Origin of the sequence: Methylobacterium sp. ME121 (assembly GCF_000974725.1) — a bacterium.
Taxonomy (GTDB): domain Bacteria; phylum Pseudomonadota; class Alphaproteobacteria; order Rhizobiales; family Beijerinckiaceae; genus Methylobacterium; species Methylobacterium radiotolerans.
Map to the genome: position 1 here is coordinate 222,240 of NZ_BBUX01000002.1, position 19,953 is coordinate 242,192.

General features: G+C 71.7%; 15 protein-coding genes and 1 pseudogene. 12 read left to right on the forward strand and 4 right to left on the reverse strand.

Going from position 1 to position 19,953, the window contains the following annotated elements:
• The first annotated feature begins 124 nt into the window (after positions 1-124).
• The 3 genes from ME121_RS03450 to ME121_RS03460 all read left to right on the forward strand — a co-directional run bounded on the left by ME121_RS03450 (position 125) and on the right by ME121_RS03460 (position 4,965).
• Positions 125-1,330 carry an amino acid aminotransferase gene (locus ME121_RS03450; RefSeq protein WP_059408373.1) on the forward strand — a complete coding sequence of 402 codons (1,206 nt, stop codon included), beginning with the start codon at positions 125-127 and terminating at the stop codon, positions 1,328-1,330.
• Between the two features lie 6 nt (positions 1,331-1,336).
• Complete coding sequence (locus ME121_RS03455) at positions 1,337-2,374, forward strand: hydroxyacid dehydrogenase (protein ID WP_059408355.1); 1,038 nt, start codon at positions 1,337-1,339, stop codon at positions 2,372-2,374.
• Between the two features lie 587 nt (positions 2,375-2,961).
• A complete protein-coding gene (locus tag ME121_RS03460; RefSeq protein WP_089231225.1) occupies positions 2,962-4,965 on the forward strand; it encodes a TonB-dependent siderophore receptor in 2,004 nt (667 codons plus the stop codon).
• A gap of 9 nt (positions 4,966-4,974) precedes the next feature.
• On the opposite strand, the gene ME121_RS03465 is transcribed toward ME121_RS03460, so the two are convergent.
• From ME121_RS03465 to ME121_RS03475, 3 genes are all read right to left on the reverse strand, one after another.
• On the reverse strand, positions 4,975-5,784 hold the full coding sequence (locus ME121_RS03465; RefSeq protein WP_234740681.1) for a hydroxypyruvate isomerase family protein: 810 nt from the start codon (positions 5,782-5,784) through the stop codon (positions 4,975-4,977).
• Between the two features lie 3 nt (positions 5,785-5,787).
• Positions 5,788-6,459: an aspartate/glutamate racemase family protein gene (locus ME121_RS03470; RefSeq protein WP_059408356.1), complete on the reverse strand. Its 672-nt coding sequence runs from the start codon at positions 6,457-6,459 to the stop codon at positions 5,788-5,790.
• 84 nt (positions 6,460-6,543) lie between these two features.
• The gene (locus ME121_RS03475) at positions 6,544-7,593 is read right to left on the reverse strand and encodes a LacI family DNA-binding transcriptional regulator (RefSeq protein ID WP_024829327.1); all 1,050 of its coding nucleotides are present in this window, start codon (positions 7,591-7,593) and stop codon (positions 6,544-6,546) included.
• A gap of 180 nt (positions 7,594-7,773) precedes the next feature.
• Here ME121_RS03475 and ME121_RS03480 point away from each other — a divergent pair, with 180 nt between their 5' ends.
• The 7 genes and pseudogenes from ME121_RS03480 to ME121_RS03510 all read left to right on the forward strand — a co-directional run bounded on the left by ME121_RS03480 (position 7,774) and on the right by ME121_RS03510 (position 16,822).
• Positions 7,774-9,081 carry an alpha-hydroxy acid oxidase gene (locus ME121_RS03480; RefSeq protein ID WP_059408357.1) on the forward strand — a complete coding sequence of 436 codons (1,308 nt, stop codon included), beginning with the start codon at positions 7,774-7,776 and terminating at the stop codon, positions 9,079-9,081.
• A 177-nt stretch (positions 9,082-9,258) separates the two neighbouring features.
• A complete protein-coding gene (locus ME121_RS03485; protein WP_024829325.1) occupies positions 9,259-10,314 on the forward strand; it encodes a lactonase family protein in 1,056 nt (351 codons plus the stop codon).
• 162 nt (positions 10,315-10,476) lie between these two features.
• The gene (locus ME121_RS03490; protein WP_012320353.1) at positions 10,477-11,772 is read left to right on the forward strand and encodes an MFS transporter; all 1,296 of its coding nucleotides are present in this window, start codon (positions 10,477-10,479) and stop codon (positions 11,770-11,772) included.
• A gap of 72 nt (positions 11,773-11,844) precedes the next feature.
• Positions 11,845-12,675 carry an NAD-dependent epimerase/dehydratase family protein gene (locus tag ME121_RS03495; RefSeq protein ID WP_012320354.1) on the forward strand — a complete coding sequence of 277 codons (831 nt, stop codon included), beginning with the start codon at positions 11,845-11,847 and terminating at the stop codon, positions 12,673-12,675.
• A gap of 144 nt (positions 12,676-12,819) precedes the next feature.
• On the forward strand, positions 12,820-13,521 hold the full coding sequence (locus ME121_RS03500; protein WP_059408358.1) for a molybdate ABC transporter substrate-binding protein: 702 nt from the start codon (positions 12,820-12,822) through the stop codon (positions 13,519-13,521).
• Positions 13,522-13,688: 167 nt separating this feature from the next.
• A pseudogene (locus ME121_RS03505) lies at positions 13,689-15,320 on the forward strand (ABC1 kinase family protein).
• 260 nt (positions 15,321-15,580) lie between these two features.
• Positions 15,581-16,822, forward strand: a complete 1,242-nt coding sequence (locus ME121_RS03510; protein WP_029359221.1) for a sensor histidine kinase — start codon at positions 15,581-15,583, stop codon at positions 16,820-16,822.
• Positions 16,823-16,837: 15 nt separating this feature from the next.
• Here the strand turns inward: ME121_RS03510 and ME121_RS03515 are convergent, their stop codons facing one another.
• The gene (locus ME121_RS03515) at positions 16,838-17,179 is read right to left on the reverse strand and encodes an Hpt domain-containing protein (protein WP_012320358.1); all 342 of its coding nucleotides are present in this window, start codon (positions 17,177-17,179) and stop codon (positions 16,838-16,840) included.
• 517 nt (positions 17,180-17,696) lie between these two features.
• Between ME121_RS03515 and ME121_RS03520 the strand changes: the two genes are divergently transcribed.
• On the forward strand, positions 17,697-19,484 hold the full coding sequence (locus tag ME121_RS03520; protein ID WP_012320359.1) for an ABC transporter ATP-binding protein: 1,788 nt from the start codon (positions 17,697-17,699) through the stop codon (positions 19,482-19,484).
• Positions 19,481-19,678: a hypothetical protein gene (locus ME121_RS03525; protein WP_051252289.1), complete on the forward strand. Its 198-nt coding sequence runs from the start codon at positions 19,481-19,483 to the stop codon at positions 19,676-19,678. Before ME121_RS03520 ends, ME121_RS03525 begins: the two co-directional genes overlap by 4 nt.
• Positions 19,679-19,953 lie beyond the last annotated feature (275 nt).

Here is a 19,953-nt window from a genome sequence, read left to right on the forward strand (position 1 = left end):
CGCGCGGAAGCGCTGGCGGGCGGGCGCGATGTGCGGAATAAGGGCATCGGCCCGGCCCGTCGCCGGGCGTGCCGGCACCTCTCCACGCGTGGCCGGCCGAGACCCTCTGGGACGATTGACGATCATGACCTCGCTGTTCGCCGGCATCCAGGACGCGCCGCTCGACCCGATCATGCGCCTGTTCGAGGCCTTCAACGCCGACCCGAGCCCGAAGAAGCTGAATCTCGTCGTCGGCGTGTACACGGACGCGGACGGCAAGGTGCCGCGCCTGCGCGCCGTGCAGACCGCCGAGAAGCGCTGGATCGAGAAGGGCCTGCCCAAGACCTACCGGCCGATCGAGGGCACGAAGCCGTTCCGCGACGCCGTCCAGGAGCTGCTGTTCGGCAAGGGTGCGCCGATCCTGTCCCAGAACCGGGCCGCGACACTCCAGAGCATCGGCGGCACCGGCGCCCTGAAGACCGGCGCCGACCTGCTGGCCAAACTCTACCCAGGCGCCACCGTGGCGGTGAGCAACCCGAGCTGGGAGAACCACAAGGCCCTGTTCAGCCAGGCCGGCTTCACCGTGGTCGACTACCCCTACTTCTCGGCCGAGACCGGCGGCGCCGATTACCCGGCCATGAAGGCCTATCTCCAGGATCTGCCGAAGGGCTCGATCGTGGTGCTGCACGCCTGCTGCCACAACCCGACCGGCGCCGATCTAAGCCTCGACGAGTGGCGCGACCTCGTGCCCCTGATGGCCGAGCGCGGCCTGATCCCGTTCCTCGACATCGCCTACCAGGGCTTCGGCAACGGCCTCGACGCCGACGCCGAGCCGGTGCGCCTGTTCGCGGAGTCCGGCCAGGAGTTCCTCGTCGCCTCCTCGTTCTCGAAGTCGTTCTCGCTCTACGGCGAGCGCGTCGGCGCGCTGACCATCGTGGCCGAGAGCCCGGCCGCGAAGGGCAAGGTCGAGGCCTTCGCCAAGCGCCTCGTCCGGGCGAGCTACTCGAACCCGCACACCCACGGTGCGGCGATCGTCGAGATCGTGCTGACCGATCCGGAGCTGCGCGCCGACTGGGAGCGGGAGCTCGCCGAGATGCGCGACCGGATCCGCGCCATGCGCGAGCGGATGGCCGACAGCCTGCAGCAGCGCCACCCCGAGCGCGGCTTCGACGCCATCAAGGCGCAGAAGGGCATGTTCTCCTACACGGGCCTGAGCCCCGCCGAAGCCACCCGCCTGCGCGAGGAGCACGAGGTCTACGCTCTGGAGACCGGCCGGATTTGCGTGGCCGCGGTCAACACCCACAACATCGACCACGTCATCGACGCGATCGACGCGGTGGTGAAGGGCTGATCCCGCGTGGCGGTCCGCAAGCGCGTCTGCCGATTCAACGTCTGGATCAACCCGGTCTTCGACGCGCGCTTGGGGACCGAGCCCGACATCGACCTGCAGGTCGGCGACCTGCAGGGGCCGGATGACGTGCTGGCCGCGCTGCTGGCGCGGGCCCACGTCCTCCACGTCTCGCCGGCGCGGGACGAGCTGCCGCGCCGCTGGCACGTGACCGACGCGCTGCTCGCCGAATGCCCCGACCTCCTGGCGGTCTCGTCGGCCGGGGCGGGCTTCGACACGGTGGACGCCGCCGCCTGCACCCGGGCCGGCGTCGCGGTGGTGAACCAAGTGGGCGGCAATGCCCGCTCGGTGGCCGAGCTGGCGATCGGCCTGATGCTCGCCGTCTCGCGCAAGATCTGCGTCTCGGACCGGCTGCTCCGGACCGCGCGCGGCTTCACCCGCGAATCGCTCATGGGCCACGAGATCGGCGGCGCGACCCTGGGCCTGATCGGGATCGGCCATACCGGCCGGGAGGTCGCCAAGCTGGCCCGCGGCTTCGACATGCGGGTCCTCGCCCACGACCCCCTGCTCTCGGGCGATGAGATCCGGGCCCGCGGCGCGGAGCCGGTCGACCGGGCGCGACTGCTCGCCGAGTCCGACATCGTGTCCCTGCACTGCCCCCTCGACGACACGACCCGCGGCAGCTTCGACGCCGAGAGCTTCGCGGCGATGAGGCCGGGGGCACTGTTCATCACCACCGCCCGCGGCGGCGTCCACGACGAGGCCGCGCTCGCCGCGGCGCTGACCGCCGGCCACCTCGCGGGGGCGGGCCTCGACGTCTGGTCGCCGGAGCCGCCGCCCCTCGACGCGGCCCTGCTGCAGCTCGACACCGTGGTGGCGACCTACCACACCGCCGGCGTCACCCACGAGGCACGGCGCAACGTGGCCGCCTGGGGGGCCGAGCAGATCGTCGGCCTGCTCCGCGGCGAGACGCCGCCGCGCCTCGTCAATCCGGAGGTCTGGCCCGCCGTGCTGGAGCGCCGGGCGGTGCTGTTCGGCGACGCGTGACCCGGAGCGGGTCCGGCGCCGCGCCGGTGGCGCACGATCCTGTGGACTGTTCCCGCGCGACGCGGCGGACTCGGGCCGTCCGACACTGAACCGCTCCCGGTCCGCGTCGGCGTCCGGCGACAGATTCGCGCCGCTCTCCGGGGCGCCGCGGCCGGCCGCACAGCGCGAGGCGGCCCGCCGCGGACTTGGCCCGAACCGTTGACGGTGCGACGGCGTTCACCGCGGCCCGTCGGGATCGGGAGGCCCGCAGCGCAGTCTCGCACCGACGAGTCCGGGCTCCCGCCAGACCATAGGCGCGATGTCGATCCCGCGCAGATTATAGTTATTCGAAATCCAGCCTTCGGGATGACCTCGAGAGCAAGCTTGACCGTGAGTGTTTCTCTACCGTATCTGGCGCCACTCGAAACAGAATGGTCGACATCGTGGTACGGCGTAACTGTGCAAATCCTTGCACACGGGCTTCGCGCGGCGTTTCCGGGCGCGCAGTCAAGATCTCCCTGATCCTCGCTCCGGTATTTCTTCCGTCCTCAGGCTCGGCACAAACTGCCGTTGACAGCGCCCAGGAGATCCAGCTGGAGGAACTCTCGGTGGCGGGGATCGGCGACGGGAATACCCGCGTCGACGGCTACCGAATCGCGCGCGCGGTGAGCGCCACGCGGACCGACACGCCCGTGCGCGAGGTGCCCCAGACCATCGTGGCGGTACCGCAGGAGGTGCTGGAGGACGCCGCGGCCACGCGGATCGACACGGCCCTCGACCTCGCGGGTGTCGGCCGCGGCAACAATTTCGGCGGCCTCGGCCTGACCGAGTTCACGATCCGCGGCGTGGCCACCGGCGAGTATTACCGCAACGGATTCCCGATCAATCGCGGCTACCCGAACAGCCCCGACATCGTCTCCATCGAGCGCATCGAGGTGCTGAAAGGCCCCTCGGCCTTCCTGTACGGCCGCGGCGATCCCGGCGGCACCTTCAACATCGTGACCAAGCAGCCCCTCGCGGCGCGCTCCCTCACGATCGGCACGCAGTACGGCAGCTTCGGCGCCAAGCGGAGCACCTTCGACGCCACGGGCGCCCTCGACGAGAGCGGGCAGGTGCTGGCGCGCGTCACCGGCGCCGTCGAGGACAACGGCAGCTTCCGGGACTTCGTCACCAGCGACCGCTACGCCCTCGCCCCGGTCATCGCCTGGAAGCCGAATGCGGACACGACCATCACCCTGGAGGGTGACTTCATCAGCACGGCGCAGACCTTCGACCGCGGCATCGTGCCGTTGGGAGGCAACGTGCGCGCCCTGCCGCGCAGCCGCTTCATCGGCGAGCCGGGCCTGCCGCCGGCCCATGTCGACAACGCCCTCGGCCAGCTGCGCGTCGAGCACCGGTTCGACCAGGACTGGGTGCTGAACGCCGGCGCGCAGGTGCTCGGCGGGAACCTGTCGGGTTACGGGGTCGGCGCCATCGGCCTGCTGCCGGATGGCCGGACCCAGCGGCGAACCCTGGAATGGCGGGACCTGACGTGGTCCGATCTCGACCTGCAGGCGAATCTCGCGGGCAAATTCGAGACCGGCCCGTTCCGCCACACGCTCCTGCTCGGGCTGGAATACGACAGCTACCGCTACCGCGAGGTGTTCAACCGCTCGAACGTCGCGACGAACCCGTTCCTCCTCGACCTGCTCGCACCGCGCTACGGCCAGCCGTTGCCGCCGATCACCGCGCGGGTCACGAACTTCCTGCAGAAGACCGAGAGCTACGCCGGCTACGTGCAGGACCAGATCGACCTGACGCCCCGCCTCCACGCGCTCCTGGGTGTGCGGGTCGAGGATCTCGGGCTGGTCTCGACGAACAACCTCACGAAGGGCACCACCAGCCTGCAGGGCCTGGTGGCGACGCCGCGCTTCGGCCTGCTCTACGACCTGACCGACACGGTCTCGGTCTACGGCAATTACGCCCGCTCCTTCCGGCCCAATATCGGCACGGATCGCAGCGGCCGGCCCTTCGCGTTCGAGGAGGGTGAGGGCTACGAGGCCGGCGCGAAGGTCAGCCTCCTCGACGGCCGCCTCGACGCCACCGCCGCCCTGTTCGAGATCCGGCGGTCCAACGTCCTCAGCACCGACCCGGTCGATCCGAACTTCAGCGTCGCCACCGGCGCAATCCGCAGCCGCGGCTTCGATCTGACCGCGGCGGGCTACCTCGCACCGGGCTGGCGCGTGATCGGGACCTACACGCGCGTCGACGCGGCCGTCGCCCGCGACAACACCCTTCCGGTCGGCACGCGCATCGCCAACGTGCCCGCCAACAGCCTCGCGTTCCAGACGGTCTACGAGTTCCAGAGCGGCGAGCTGAAGGGTCTGGGGCTCGGCGGCGGCCTCGACTTCGTCGGTCGTCGCGCCGCGGGGACGGCGCTCGCGACCTTCAACCTGCCGCAATACACGCTGGTCAACCTGATCTCGTACTACCAGATCGCGCCGGGCGTGCGGATCTACCTGAACGTCGACAACGTGTTCGACGCGACGTTCTACGACCGGGCATTCCAGAACCGCTACGCGACGCCGGGGCAGCCGCGCACGATCATCGGCGGCGTCGCGGCCCGGTTCTGAGCCCCCGGCCTACGCCGCGTCCGCCCTCATCCAGCCGAGCCCCGCCTCGGTGCCGGCCGCGGGATGGTACTCGCAGCCGACGAAGCCGGAATAGCCGACCTCCTCCAGGGCGGCGAAGATCGGGTCGAAGGCGATCGTGCCGGTCCCGGGCTCGTGCCGCCCGGGGTCGTCGGCGATCTGGACATGGGCGATGAGCGGCGCGTGCGCCCGGATCAGCGCCGCCGGATCGTGGCCGAGGCAGACGCAGTGATAGGCGTCGAACAGGAGCTTGACGTTGTCGCGACCGATCGCCCGGATCGCCTCGACCGCCACCAGCGGGTCGTCGATCACGTAGTCGGCGATCGAGCCGGGGCCGATCGGCTCGACGATCACCGTCATGCCCCGCGCGCCGGCGGCGTCGGCCGCGAAGGCGAGGTTGTCGAGGTAGGTGTCCCAGAGCCGCGCCCGCTCGACCCCGGCAGGCCGGACGCCCGCCATCGGGTGAACCATCCGGCAGCCGAGCTGCGCGACGTAGTCCAGGGTCGGCTCGATCGTGGAGCGGTAGTAGTCGATCCGGTCGGGCAGGGCCGCGAACCCCTTCTCGCCCTTGGCGGCGTCCCCCGCCGGGAAGCCGGTCTGGACCAGCGGAACGCCGGCCCGCTCCAGCCAGCCCGCGACCTCGCGGGCCGGCGTCGCGAACAGGTTGGGGTGCTCGACGGCGCGGAACCCTGCCCGGGCCGCCGCCGCGAAGCGCTCGGCCAGCGGCAGCTCCGTGAACAGGAAGCCGCAATGGCCGCTGAGACGATCCTTGTAGGACCCGAGCTTCATGGGTCGCGTCATGGCTCAGGCGCTCCCGCCGGTCTCGATCATCGCCCGCATCCGGTCCACCGCCGCGTGGGGCGCGGTCAGCACCGGGATGTCGACGGCCTTCCGCACGGCCTCGGCCGCGCGCGAGGTGGAGAAATGCGCGAGCATGATCGCGTCGCAGTCGCGCAAGTCCGGCGCCCGCTCGGCGATCAGCCGGTTGTGGGTCTCGGCATCGCCGGCGCGCAGCCGTTCCATCGCGTCGTCCACCAGGACCGTCCGCAGGCTTGCCGGGCGCCCGGTCTCGGCGACGAACTCCTCGAACTCGTCCGTCATCGTGCCGACCGAGGGGCCGAAGGTCGCCAGCATGCCGATGCGCGCGCCCTGAGCGATGGCGGCGCGGAACATCGCCTCGTTGGGCTTGAGCACCGGCACCGGCACGCTCTCGATCAGCCGATCGATCGCCGGCCCGAAGGCCGAGCAGGTGATCAGGATGCCGTCGGCGCCCATGTCGTGGCCGTAGCGGCCGAACCGCACGAAGCGCTCGATCATCCTCTCCGAGATCGCGCCCGGCTCCTTCGACCGGTCGAGGGACAGGCCGTCGTCGAGCAGGTTGACGGTCTCGGCCTCCGGCCAGCGCTCGGCGAAGGCGGCCTGGATCGGCGCCATGGCGACCGGCGTCGCGTGCAGGAGGACGATGCGGGGAGCCATGCTGTGTTCCGGAGAGGGCGCGGACCCGGCCGCGCCGGTCCGCATGTTGTAAGCGATTTCAAAGAGGTGGCAAGATAGCGCAGGTCAGGCGCCGGTACGCCTCGGCGGGGCCGTGCTGGCGCGCAGGATCAATTCGGCGTCGATCTCGGTGAGGCGGACCATCGGCCGCCCCTGGATCCGGGCGATCAGGTGGTCGCCGGCGGCGTGGCCGATCTCGGCGGAGTGGATGCGGATCGTCGTCAGCGCCGGGTCCAGGAAGGGCGCGAAGTCGGAATCGTTGTGGCCGATCACCGACAGGTCCCCGGGGACGGAGAGCCCGCGGGCCCGCGCCTCGATCATCGCCCCGAAGGCGATCTGATCGGTGCCGCAGATGATCGCGGTCGGCGGCGGTCCGCCCGCCAGCATCTGGCGGAACCCGTCGCGGCCGCCGCCGATCCCGTAGGAGATCTCGATGTCGTGCTCCGGGGCGAGCCGCAGGCCCCGGGCCGCGAGCGCCGCCGCGATGCCCGTGACCCGGGCGCCGCCGCGATCGTTGTCCTTGCGCAGACCCGAGATCACCCCGATCCGGCGGTGACCGAGGTCCATCAGGTAGTTGGCCGCCCGGGCCGCCGAGGCGGCGTTGTCGAAGCCCACGCAGGGCCGCTCGCGGGACAGGCTGAAGGTCTGGACCATCGGGATGCCGGCGCGGGCGATCCGGGCGTGAAGGTCCGGGTGGTGGATGTCGCCGACCAGCATCAGCCCGTCGACGCCCCGCTCCAGCAGGAACGTCGCCTCGCGGAGCTCGTCCTCCAGGTCGTAGCCGGCATTGGCCGCGACCAGGGTGTAGCCCGCCTGCCGCAGCCTGTCCTGGAAGCTCGACAGGACGCGCACGAAGGCCTCGTTCTCGATGTTCGGCACGACCGCGCCGACCGCCATGAACCGTCGCGTGGAGAGCGCCCGGGCCGCGCCGTTGGCGACGAAGCCGAGATCCTGCGCGGCCCGCATCACCGCCTCGCGCTTGTCGGCCCGGACCCCGGCGGAGCCGTTGAGAACCCGGGAGACCGTCGCGGTCGAGACGCCGGCGCGGCGGGCGACGTCCCGGGCAACCGGGCCGCGCGTCGGCGGCTCCAGGATCTCTTCCGGCAGGTCCAGCACTGAGATCGATCCCCCACCCCCGAGCGGCCCGACGGGCATCGCGCCGGTACCGGATACGCGACGCGGCGATGCCCGGCCAACTGAGCCGGACCGGCAGAATATTGACACCTCGCCCGGCCGCTGGCTATCTGAAAGCGCTTTCAAGAGGCCGCGCGATCCGGCGACCCGCAGGAGGACCCGATGGCGACGCTCGACCGGCCGGCCTCCGGACTGGGAGCCCCCGAGCGCGCGGCGCCGACCGTCGGCGGCGCCGACGCGACTGCGGCGGGCATCGCCGCCCCGCAGGCCATCGTCACCAGCCTGAAGCGGAGCGACGCGGTCACGCCCTACCGGTTCCGCGACCTGCTGGCGCTCGACGACTTCGAGCGGCACGCGCGCAAGCTGCTGCCGCCGATGATCTTCCAGTACGTCTCCGGCGGGGTCGAGACCGGCTCGGCCCTGGCGCAGAGCCGCGGCGCCTACGCCGACTACGCCCTCGTGCCCCGCCTGATGCGGGACACCTCGGCGCGGGACACCGCCACCACGCTGTTCGGCCAGACCTACGCGGCGCCCTTCGGCATCGGGCCGCTGGGCGGGGCCGCCTTCATCGCCTACCGGGGCGACCTCGTGCTCGCCGAGGCGGCCCGGCGGATGAACCTGCCGATGTGCCTCAGCGCCTCCTCGCTGATCAGGCTGGAGGACGTCCACGCCCAGAACCCGCAGGCCTGGTTCCAGGGCTACCTGCCGGGCGACCAGAACCGGATCGACCGCCTCCTCGACCGGGTCGAGGCCACCGGCTACCGGACCTTCGTGGTCACGGCCGACACCCCGACCCTCGGCAACCGCGAGCACAACATCCGCAGCGGCTTCTCCATGCCGATCAAGGTCACGCCGAAGGTGGCGTGGCAGAGCGTCACCCACCCGCGCTGGCTGCTCGGAACGGTCGCCCGGACCTTTTTCAAGCACGGGGCCCCGCACTTCGAGAACACGGAGGCCGAGCGCGGGCCGCCGATGATGTCCCAGGGCGCGGTGCGCAACACCATCGCCCGCGACCAGCTCTCGTGGAAGAACCTGGAAGCGATCCGCAAGCGCTGGTCCGGCAACCTGCTTGTGAAGGGCCTGCTGGCGCCGGAGGATGTCGACATCGCGCGGGCGTGCGGCGCCGACGGCGTGATCCTGTCGACCCACGGCGGCCGCCAGCTCGACTACGCCGTCGCCCCCCTCGACGTGCTGCCGGAGATCGCCGCCCGGAAGGGCGGGCTGAAGATCATCGTCGACAGCGGCGTCCGCCGGGGCACCGACGTGATGAAGGCGCTGGCGCTGGGCGCCGATTTCGTCCTGCTCGGCCGGCCCTTCATGTTCGCCGCGGCGCTCGGCGGCGTCCCGGGCGTCGAGCACGCGATGCGGATCCTCAAGGAGGAGCTCAACCGCGACATGGCGCTGATCGGGGTGAACCGCCTGTCCGAACTCAATCCCGATTTCCTGCGCCGCGCCCCGCGGCGGGCCTGAGCCAATGGCGGGAGGATCGACCATGATCGTCTTCCCGAACACGCGCAGCGCGCCGGTCCCCGCGAGGCGGACCCCCTCCCGGGGCGCCGGAGCGGCCGCTCTCGGGCGGCCGGCATCCCCGCGCGGTCGATCCCGCAGGCTGCCGCCGCAGCCTTGTCCCCGATCCGGATGCTCCGCATGACCGATACCGCCCCCCGCGGCCTCGCCTTCGTGGGCTGCTTCACGACCGAGCGGCGCCGGGCGCGCGGCCAGGGCATCGACATCTACCGGACCGGCCGCGACCTCGGCGACTGGACGCGTCTAGGGCGGGTCGAGAACCTGACGAACCCGTCCTTCCTGGTGACCGACCCGGCGCGCGCGATCCTCTACACGGTCCAGGGCGACGGCGAGGCGGCGAGCGCCTTCGCGGTCTCGCCCGACGGCACCCTGCGCGGTCTCGGCAGCGCCGCCACCGGCGGCACCAACAGCGTGCACCAGGCCCTCGCCCCCGACGGCCGCTTCCTGATCGTCGCCAACTACGCCAGCGGATCGGTCGCCCTCATGCCGGTGCGCGCCGATGGCGGCCTGGAGCCCGCGCGCGACGTCCTGCCGCTGCCGGGCGAGCCGGGCCCGCATCGGACCGAGCAGGCCTGCGCCCACCCGCACCACGTGGTCCTGTCGCCGGACGGCCGCCACGTCGTCGTCCCCGACAAGGGCCTCGACCGCGTCTTCGTGCTGAAGCTCGCGGGTGAGCGGCTCGCCGTCGTCTCGCAGACCGCGATGCGGCCCGGCGCCGGCCCGCGCCACATCGCGTTCCACCCGCACCGGCCCCTCGCCTTTCTGGTCAACGAGCTGGACTCGAGTGTCGCCACCTGCCGGTGGGACGCGGACGCCGGGACGCTGACGCCCCTGCACCTCGCCTCGACCCTGCCGCCGGACTTCTTCGGGGCGAGCACCGCCGCGGCCATCGCGGTCACGCCGGACGGGCGGTTCGTCTACGCGTCGAACCGCGGGCAGGACGGGATCGCGCGGTTCCGGGCGGACCCGGCCGGGCGCCTCGAGCCGGCGGGCTGGACGCCCTCCGGCGGCCGCGACCCGCGCTTCATGATCCTGGCACCGGACGGAGGCCACCTGCTCGTCGCCAACGAGCAGGGCGACAGCCTCGTCGCCTTCGCCATCGATCCCGAGACCGGGGACCTGACCCGGACGGGCGAACGCCCGAGCCTCAGCCCCTGCACGATCGCGTTCTTGTAGGAGGCGCCGACGCGCGTTCGGGCCCGCGCCGAGCGTGGGCCTGACCATGCCCCTCAGGGGCAGGAGAGGCGGAGCCGGCGGCGGTCGAACCGTGACCTCTGGCCGCCGGGCCGCACCGAGCAATCAAGAAAAGAAAACCATAAATATTTCGGAGGATGCCCAATGTTCGCCAAGCGTTACAGATTCCTGATCGCGTTCCTGCTGTTCATCGCCGGTATCATCAACTACATGGACCGGGCCGCGCTCGGCGTCGCCGCGCCCTTCGTCAAGGAGGACCTGAACCTGTCGCCCTCGGAGCTGGGGGTGATCTTCAGCACGTTCTTCTTCGGCTACGCGCTGTTCGCCTTCGTGGGCGGCCAGCTCGCCGACCGCTACGGGCCGCGCAGCGTCTACAGCTGGGCCGCCGCCGCGTGGTCGGTCCTGTGCATGCTCACCGGCGCGGTGACCGGCTTCGCCCAGATGTTCGTCGTCCGCGCCCTGTTCGGCTTCGCCGAGGGTCCGATGAACTCGACCACGAACCGCACCATCACCACGTGGTTCCCCCGCGAGGAGACCGCCCGGACCATCGGCTTCACCTTCTCGGGCCAGACGGTGGGCAGCGCCATCGCGGCGCCGGTCGTCGGCCTGCTGGCGATCCAGTACGGCTGGCGGGTGGCGTTCGTGGCCATCGGCGCCGTCGGCCTGCTCTGGGTCGTGGCGTGGCGGATGCTCATGACCGACCGGCCCCAGGACAATCCCCGGGTCGATCCGGAGGAGATCGCCCTCGTGGAGCGGAGCCGGGCCGTCACGCACCTCGCGCCGTCCGACCATGCCCGGTCGCTCAAGGAATACCTGTTCCTGCCGAGCACCCTGTCGCTCGGGCTCGGCATGTTCGCGGTGAATTACACCCTCTACATCTTCCTCTCGTGGCTCCCGAGCTACCTCACCGACGCGCTGCACATGCCGGTGAAGGAGATGGCGCTGGTCGCCTCGATTCCCTGGGCCTGCGGCTTCGTCGGATACGTCGGCGGGGGCGTGGTGGCGGACTTCGTCTACACGCGCATGGGCGACAAGCTCGCCGCGCGGAAGATCACCACGATCGTGCCGCTGGCCGTCGCGGGCGTCGCCCTGCTCGCCGTCAACGCCGCGACCAGCACCGCCATGGCGGTCTCGCTCATCGCGCTCGCCGTGCTGATGCTGACCAGCTCGGTGCAATCCTGCTGGGCGACGATCCACGAGCTGGTGCCCGAGGCGCGGGTCGGCGGCGTCAGCGGCTTCATCCACCTCCTGAGCAACATCTCGGGCATCATCGGGCCGACCGCCACGGGGCTGGCCGTGCAGTATCTCGGGGGCTACGCCAGCGCCTTCGTGATCGCCGCCCTGATCGCGGCGGCCGGCGTCGTCGCGATGGCGATCTTCGTGCGGCGGCCGCGCAACCCGGCGGAAGCCGGTCCCCTCACCGCGGCCAAGGCCGTCTGACCGAGGCCGTCTGACCGAGGCCGTCTGATCAAGGCTGCCCGACCAGGCCGCCGGAATCTGGAGCAGCGTCCCATGAGTGCCGAGACCGTCCCGTCCAAACCCGTCCTCCTGACCGGGGCCTCCGGCGCCCTCGGGCGCGTGCTGACCCGCGCGCTCGGCGCGCAGGGCTGGACGCTCCGGCTCACGGACCGCGTCCCCTTCCCCGATCCGCTACCCGAGGGGGCCCGGTTCCAGGTCGCCGACCTGGAGGACGGGCCGGCGATCCTGCGGCTGGCGGAGGGCTGCGGCACGATCCTCCATTTCGGGGGGATCTCCGTGGAGCACCCGTTCGAGACGGTGATCGGCCCGAACATCCGCGGCCTCTACCACGCCTACGAGGCGGCCCGGCGCGAGGGTGCCCGGATGATCTTCGCCTCCTCGAACCACGCGATCGGCTTCCACGCGCGCTCGGAGGTGCTGGACGACGATTGCGGCCTCGCACCCGACGGCTATTACGGCCTGTCCAAGGCCTACGGCGAGCTGATGGGCGGCCTCTACCGCGACAAGCACGGGGTCGAGAGCGTCTTCCTGCGGATCGGCTCGTGCTTCCCGGAGCCGACCGACGCGCGGATGCTGGCCACGTGGCTGTCCTACGCCGACCTGACCCGGCTGATCACCCGCGCCACCCTGGCCCCGGACCTCGGCCCGACGGGCTCGGTGGTGATCTGGGGCGCGTCGAACAACAGCCGCATGACCTGGTGGCGGAAGGACGGGCGCGCCGTCATCGGCTGGGCGCCGCAGGACAGCGCCGATTCCCACGCGGCGGCGCTGGAGGGGAAGACCAGCGGCAACCCGGTGGTGGAGCGCTACCAGGGCGGCGGCTTCACGGCGATCGACTATTCCCGCGCCGAGCCGCCGCGATGACGGTCCGGCTTCTCGGCGCGCGGACCATCGCCCACTCAGCCTGAGGCGGCCGCGCAGCGACGCCCGAGGGCGGGCCAGCCGAGCCGACGTGACCCGGCGGAGCGCCGGGGCGCCCAGTTCCAGAGACGAAACACGAGACCCATCATGGCGAACGAGCGACCCGAGACACGCCTGAAATGCGCGCTGGTGGTGCGCGGCGCCTTCGACGCCCACGTCGTCCCGGCCTTCGAGGCCGCGGGGGGCCGGACGACGATCCACTGGGCGCCGACCACCGTCATCATGAAGACCCTCTCCGAGGGCGAGACCGCCGACGCGGTGTTGGTCCTGTCGGACGCGATGGACCGGCTGGTCGCCGAGGGACGCGTCGAGCCCGAGAGCCGGATCGACGTGGTGCGCTCGCGCTACGGCATCGCCGTCAAGGCCGGAGCTCCGCATCCGGACATCGCGACCGTCGAGGCGCTGAAGCGCACCCTGGTGGCGGCGCGCTCGGTGGCCTACTCCCGGACCGGCGCCAGCGGGATCTACTTCGCCGGCCTGCTGCCGCGGCTCGGCCTCGCCGAGGCGGTCAACGCTAAGGCGACGATCATCCCGCAGGGCTTCACGGCAGAGAAGCTCGTCTCCGGGGAGGCCGACATCGCCGTCCAGCAGATCAGCGAGCTGATGGTCGTGCCCGGCATCGAGGTGGTCGGCCCCCTCCCCGACCCGGTGCAGGAGATGACCACCTTCGCGGCGGCGATCCTGCGCGGCGCGACGGACCGGGACGGCGCGGCCCGGTTCCTCGCAGGCCTGACGACGCCGCGGGCGGCCGAGGCCTACCGGACCAGCGGCCTGGAGCCGGCCTTCTGACGGGCCGCCAGCGCCCCCGTCCGCGCCGGCCCCGCCGCCGCCGCGCCCCGCCGACCGCGCCGCCTAAGTTGCGGCCCCGGGGCGGAACCGGGGTTCGCGACCGCAAAAAAGTCCTTATGCTCGTGCTGTCCGGACGCCCAATCCCGTCCGACCGGATCGCTCCATTCATGCTGAAGACAGCCTTCGTTGCCGCCCGCGACCGCCAGCGGCTGTCGGAGATCGCGACGATCCTCATCGGCTTCGGCGTCACCCGCGTCGTGGACCGGCTCGGCCTGCGCTACCTGCCGCTGGTGCCGCGCCGTCAGCCTCGGGTCGACGTCACGCGCCTGTCCGAGCCGGAGCGGCTGCGCCGGGCGATCGAAGCGCTCGGGCCGACCTTCATCAAGTTCGGGCAGGTGCTGGCGAGCCGGCCGGACCTCCTGTCGCCGGCCTGGACCGAGGAGCTGCAGAAGCTCCACAGCCAGGTCGTGCCGGTGACGTGGGAGCAGATCGGCCCGCAGCTCGAGCTCGATCTCGGCGCCTAGCCCATGGAGGTGTTCGCCGAGTTCGACACCAACCCGATCGCCTCGGCGTCGATCGCCCAGGTCTACCGGGCGCGGCTGCACTCGGGCGAGGACGTCATCGTCAAGGTGCTGCGGCCGAACCTGCGCAAGATCATCGAGGCGGATCTGCGCCTGATGGCGCACGGCGCCCGCATCGTCGAGAACGAGTGGCCCGACATGGCCCGCTACCAGCCGCGGGAGCAGATGCGCCACCTCGCGGAGGGCCTGAACGGCGAGCTCGACCTGCTCAACGAGGCGCGCAACTGCGAGTTGCTGGCCCAGATCTTCGAGGACCGCGACGACATCGTCTTCCCGAAGATCCACTGGGAGTACTGCTCCGAGCGGGTGCTGGTTCAGGACTTCATCCACGGCATCCCGCCCAACGACGAGGCGGCCCTGCGCGCGGCGGGCATCGACAAGAAACTGCTTGCCCAGAAGGGCACCGACGCGTTCCTGCAGATGGCGCTGATCGAGGGCGTGTTCCACGCCGACCCGCATCCCGGCAACATGCTGGCGCTCCCGGGCAACAAGATCGGCTTCATCGATTTCGGCATCATCGGCCGGCTGTCGCAGCGGCGGCGCTCGCAGCTGCTCGTGCTGATCGGCGCCATGCTCAAGCAGGACGCGGACGGCCTCATGGCCGTGCTCCTCGACTGGACCGGCACCAGCAACCCGGACCTCACCCGCCTCCAGGTCTCGGCCCAGTCCTTCGTGGAGAGCCACTCGTCGATCCCGCTGAATCTCGGGCTGGTGCTCACCGACTTCATGAACATGGCCCGCGAGAACGACCTAGCCATGCCGACCGACCTCGCCATCCTGTTCAAGGGGCTGGTCACCGCCGACGGCGTGATGCGCCACCTCGACCCGAATTTCGACCTGTTCGCCGCCGCCGGCCCGACGGTCCGGGCGAGCATGCAGACGCAGTTCTCGCTCTCGGCCCTCAAGCAGAAGGCCGAGGCCCTGGGCGTCGGCCTCTACGGCGCCGCCTCGGAGCTGCCGACCCTGATCCACCTGATGCTGGTGCGGTTGAAGCAGGGCCGCGTCACCGTCGAGATCGAGGTGAAGGGCCTCGACAAGGTCACCCGCGGCATCGAGCGCGCGGCCGCGCGCGTCGCGGTGGCCCTGGTGGTGGCGGCCTTCGCCACCCAGCTCGCGCCCCGCCTCATCGATCTCGGCACGCCCGTCTTCGTCTCGATCGGATTGATAATTTTCATCCTCGGGATCGGCTGGCTCGTGCTGCTGATGCGAAACAAGTAACCGTCTTCGCACCGGCCAGAGACATCAACATAAGTTTACACCCGCAATCGAATACGGGACTGAGTTGATAATCCCGCGCGTCATGGTAGCGTGACACATCCAACGATTCGCTCGGCTGCGGGCGGGGAACCGGCACCAGAAGCGGTCTGAACCGCCGGTGCGGCCCTGCCTCCGACATCCGTCGCCGCGCCGCGGTCGGGGACCTCCGACGGCGCGCCGCGCACGGGCGCCCCGTCGCGACGACGTGGGGGGGGCGGGCGATGGAAGCGGACATCGTACGGCCGCGGACCGACGGGGCGGAGCGCCGCGTCGAGACGCTCGAGGCGGAGAACATCCGCCTGCGCCGACTGCTGAGCCAGGCAACCGCGCAGGCCGACTGGGAGCGGCAGCGGAGCCGGCGGCTCGGCCGCATCATCGAGGCGGCGAGCCGTGTCGAGGCCGGACGCATGGCGGCCGAACGGGCCGAGGCGCCCCGCGGGCCGCCGCCCCGAGAGGGGGCCGGGCTCGCGCCCGAGGCGCGGCCGCGCGCTCCCGGCCGCGCACGCCCGGTCGGCCTGCCCCAGGCCCCCAACGATTACCTGGAACTGCTGGACCGCGACGGCTGCCTGATCACCGCCAGCGAGGACGGCCCGGCCCTGTCGGCCGCGGCAGACGAGGCGGAGGCGATCGGCCGGCCGTGGATCGACGTCTGGACGCGCCCCGAGGACCGCGAGGCGGTGGCCGAGGCGCTCGACCGGGCGCGGCTCGGCCGGCCGAGCCGGTTCCAGGCGCAGTCGGAGACCGGCGGCGCGATCCGCTGGTGGGACGTGGCCGTCACGCCGATCGGCGCGGCGCCGGACCGGCCCGAGCGCATCCTGGCAGTGTCGCGCGACATCACCGACCAGAAGCTGTCCGAGGCGCGCCAGACGCTGCTGATGCAGGAACTCGCCCATCGGATGAAGAACACCATGGCCATGGTCCAGGCCGTCGCGGCGCAGACCATGCGCAACGCGCCGTCGCTGGAAGCGGCCGGCGAGGCCCTGGCCGCGCGGCTGCTGGCCCTCGCGAAGGCGCACGACGTGCTGCTGCAGGGCTCCTTCACCCGGGCGTCCCTGAGCGGCCTGGTCGAGGGGGCCGTGTCGCTCCACGGGGACGGCGTCGCGGGCCGGTTCCGCATCGCCGGCCCCGACCTGACGCTCGGCCCGCGGCACGGCATGACCCTGGCGCTGATGCTGCACGAGCTCGGAACCAACGCCGCCAAATACGGCGCGCTGTCGGTGGCCGCCGGCTGGGTCTGCATCACGTGGAACGTGGCCGAGGCGGCCGGCGCCCAGACCCTCCGGTTCCGCTGGGAGGAGAGCGGCGGACCGCCGGTCACGCCGCCGACCCGCACGGGGTTCGGCACGCGGCTCATCGCCCGCAGCCTCGCCCACTGCTTCGGCGGCACCGCCCACATGAGCTACCCGCGCGAGGGCGCGGTGCTGACCTTCGAGGCTCCCCTCGACGCGGTGGTGGCGGCCTGATCCGGCTGCGCGGCGCTAGGCGCTCAGCCGAGTCTCCGCCTGCAGGTCCCGCAGGGCCGCGACCGTCCGGTCGCGCAGGGTCCTGAGATCGACCAGCGATCGGGTCAGATCGTCGCCCGCCATGGCCGATTCCTCGAGGCCGCGGCAGGCCCGGGAGAGCTCGGCGCATCCGAGCATGCCGGACATCGAGACCAGCGTGTGCGCCTCGCGGCCGTAATCGTCGTTGGCACGATCCGGCCCCTCGAAGGCGGTGGTGAGGCTGACGACGAATCGGTCGAGGATGCGGACGAGCTTCTCCGTGCCGATCACGGCCGTGAGTTCCTCGAGCGCGTCCCGGTTCACCAGGGAGTGCGACACCGTCGGTCTCCAAGTACGGATCCGCGACAGCGATCCGAGAGAGGCGCGCAACCAAGGCGCCGCACAACGGCCAAGTTTGCAGCCAAGTGTTTACACCGCGTTGCGTCAGCTTTTCAACGAAGCGCGACCGTTTTCCGGTCCTCGCAGGATTGAACCGGGCGCATGGATCGGCGGTGGCGGCGGCCGAAAGATCGGTCCGAAGCGGCGGTCGGGCGCGGCCTATCGCGAAGGCCCGAAGCGTCGCTATGGGCATTGCGAATCAATTCGGCCCCTCCTAGCCTCGCAGACCTGTCGCGCTCGCATCAGGGAGGGGGCTGCATGATCGCCAAGTTCTCGACCCTCGGAGCAGGACGTGTCGGCGCCTCCGCACGGATCGGCTAGCCGCCTCCCGCTCCCGCCCGGCCCCGTGGCCCGGCGCCTCTGAACCCAGTCCCGTCTGATTTCGCCGGCGCGCATCGTTCGCGATGGGACGCCCGCGTCACCCGGAGCCGACGCTGTCCCTGCGTCGGGCACTTGCATGTCTCTGTCGTCACCCCGGAAGACGGACGCGGTCCGTCGCGTCCTGACCTTCGTCGTCCGCAGCTGGCGCGCGCGCTGGCCCCTCGTCGCGGGTCTCACCGGCGCGATCACGCTCGCCACCCTGGCGGAAGTGCTGCTGCCGCTCTACGCGGGCCGCTTGGTCGACGCGCTCTCCGGGAGCGAGCGCGGCGCCGCGCTGGACGCGGCCTGGCCGGCCTTCCTGGCGATGACCGGGCTCGGCCTCGCCACCGTGCTGCTGCGGCACGTCGCCTGGAGCCTGGTGGTGCCGCTCTCCCTGCACACCATGAGCGATATCGTCCGCAACGGCTTCGCCCGCGTCCAGCGCTTCTCGACCGAGTGGCACGCCAACACCTTCTCGGGCTCGACCGTCCGGAAGATCTCCCGCGGCATGTGGGCGATCGACGGGCTCAACGACACGCTGCTGCTGTCGCTCCTGCCCGCGCTCGTCGTCCTGGTGGGCACGGCCCTCGTGCTCGGCCTGCACTGGCCGGCCCTCGGCGCGACGGTCGCGATCGGCGCGGGCGCCTATATCGGCGCGACCGTCCTCCTCGCGACCCGCGTCATCGCGCCCGCGGCCGCCCTGTCGAACGCCCTCGACACCCGCCTCGGCGGCGCGCTGAGCGACGCGATCGGCAACAACGCCGTCGTCAAGGCCTTCGGCGCGGAGACGCGGGAGGAGGCGCGGCTCGGCCGGCTGCTGGGGAAGTGGCAGCGGCGGACCCGGCGCACGTGGATGATCGTCACCTGGGGCGGCACCGGCCAGCTCGGGCTGCTGCTCGTCCTGCGCACCGTCATCGTCGCCATCGCCCTGTGGCTGTGGTGGCGGGAGCGGGCGAGCCCGGGCGACGTCGCCTACGTCCTGACCTCGACCTTCGTGGTGCACGGCTACCTCCGCGACATCGGCGGCCACATCAACCACCTGCAGCGGGCCATCAACGAGATGGAGGAGCTGGTCGCCCTGGAGGCCGAACCCGTCGGCGTCGCGGACCGCCCCGGCGCGGTTCCACTCGCGGTCGCGGGCGGGGCGATCCGCTTCGAGGCCGTGCGCTTCCACTACGGCGACCACACGCGGCCCCTCTACGACGGGCTGACCGTCGCGATTCCGGCCGGCCAGCGGGTCGGACTGGTGGGGCGCTCGGGCTCCGGCAAGACGACCTTCGTCAAGCTGATCCAGCGGCTCTACGACGTGTCGGGCGGGCGCGTGACGATCGACGGACAGGACGTGGCGTCGGCGAGCCAGGCGAGCCTGCGGGCGCAGGTCGCCATCGTGCCCCAGGAACCGGTGCTGTTCCACCGCTCCCTGGCCGAGAACATCGCCTACGCCCGGCCCGGCGCCTCGGCCCGGGAGATCGAGCGGGCGGCGCGCCTCGCCAACGCGCACGACTTCATCGCGCGGCTGCCGAAGGGCTACGCCACGCCGGTGGGCGAGCGCGGCGTCAAGCTGTCGGGCGGCGAGCGCCAGCGGGTGGCGCTGGCCCGCGCCTTCCTGGCGGACGCGCCGATCCTGATCCTCGACGAGGCGACATCCAGCCTGGATTCGGAATCGGAGGCGCTGGTGCAGGAGGCCATGGCGCGGCTGATGCGCGGGCGCACCGCCATCGTCATCGCTCACCGGCTGTCGACGGTGCGGGCCCTCGACCGCATCCTCGTCTTCGACCGCGGCCGCGTCGTCGAGGACGGGTCTCACGCCGCCCTGATGCGCCGCCCGGACGGGGCCTACCGCGCCCTGTTCGAGCGGCAATCGGACCTCGCGGAGAGCGCGTGAGGATCCGGTTCCTCCGCGGCCGGGCGCGCGCCCGCAGCCCGGCCGCGGAGCGGATCTTCGCGCGCCGGACCCGGATCGACACGGCCGGCGCGGGCGCCTCCCTCTACGCCGGGGAGCCGGTGGACGCCGACTATCGCGCCGGAGCGGAGATCGTCGGCGTCACGGCGCGCGCATCGGCGCGAGCTGCACGCTGATGCGCCACCCCGGGGCCGTCCTGGGCGGCACCCGCCGCGCCTGCCCCGACGCCCCGACGCGCACGGCCTCATGGCACCGGCCCTGCTGGCGCTGCTGAACGCGCGCGCCGGCCGCTTCCCGCCGCGCCGAGCCCCCACGGCCAGCGCCCGGCGCATTGCCGTTTTTTAATCCTTCGGTCATGCGACCAAATGATGGCTGATCTATTATCTGAACACGGAATGAATGAGGCCAATGCAGATGAAGGCCTTATCTCCGGCACCAGAGGGAGATATTA

Bases quoted from the DNA above. Each gene is read 5' to 3' on its own strand.
- ME121_RS03450 (WP_059408373.1), top strand. From the start codon at position 125: ATGACCTCGCTGTTCGCCGGCATCCAGGACGCGCCGCTCGACCCGATC.
- ME121_RS03465 (WP_234740681.1), bottom strand. From the start codon at position 5,784: ATGACGCGACCCATGAAGCTCGGGTCCTACAAGGATCGTCTCAGCGGC.
- ME121_RS03470 (WP_059408356.1), bottom strand. From the start codon at position 6,459: ATGGCTCCCCGCATCGTCCTCCTGCACGCGACGCCGGTCGCCATGGCG.
- ME121_RS03480 (WP_059408357.1), top strand. From the start codon at position 7,774: ATGGCGACGCTCGACCGGCCGGCCTCCGGACTGGGAGCCCCCGAGCGC.
- ME121_RS03485 (WP_024829325.1), top strand. From the start codon at position 9,259: ATGACCGATACCGCCCCCCGCGGCCTCGCCTTCGTGGGCTGCTTCACG.
- ME121_RS03490 (WP_012320353.1), top strand. From the start codon at position 10,477: ATGTTCGCCAAGCGTTACAGATTCCTGATCGCGTTCCTGCTGTTCATC.
- ME121_RS03495 (WP_012320354.1), top strand. From the start codon at position 11,845: ATGAGTGCCGAGACCGTCCCGTCCAAACCCGTCCTCCTGACCGGGGCC.
- ME121_RS03500 (WP_059408358.1), top strand. From the start codon at position 12,820: ATGGCGAACGAGCGACCCGAGACACGCCTGAAATGCGCGCTGGTGGTG.
- ME121_RS03510 (WP_029359221.1), top strand. From the start codon at position 15,581: ATGGAAGCGGACATCGTACGGCCGCGGACCGACGGGGCGGAGCGCCGC.
- ME121_RS03520 (WP_012320359.1), top strand. From the start codon at position 17,697: ATGTCTCTGTCGTCACCCCGGAAGACGGACGCGGTCCGTCGCGTCCTG.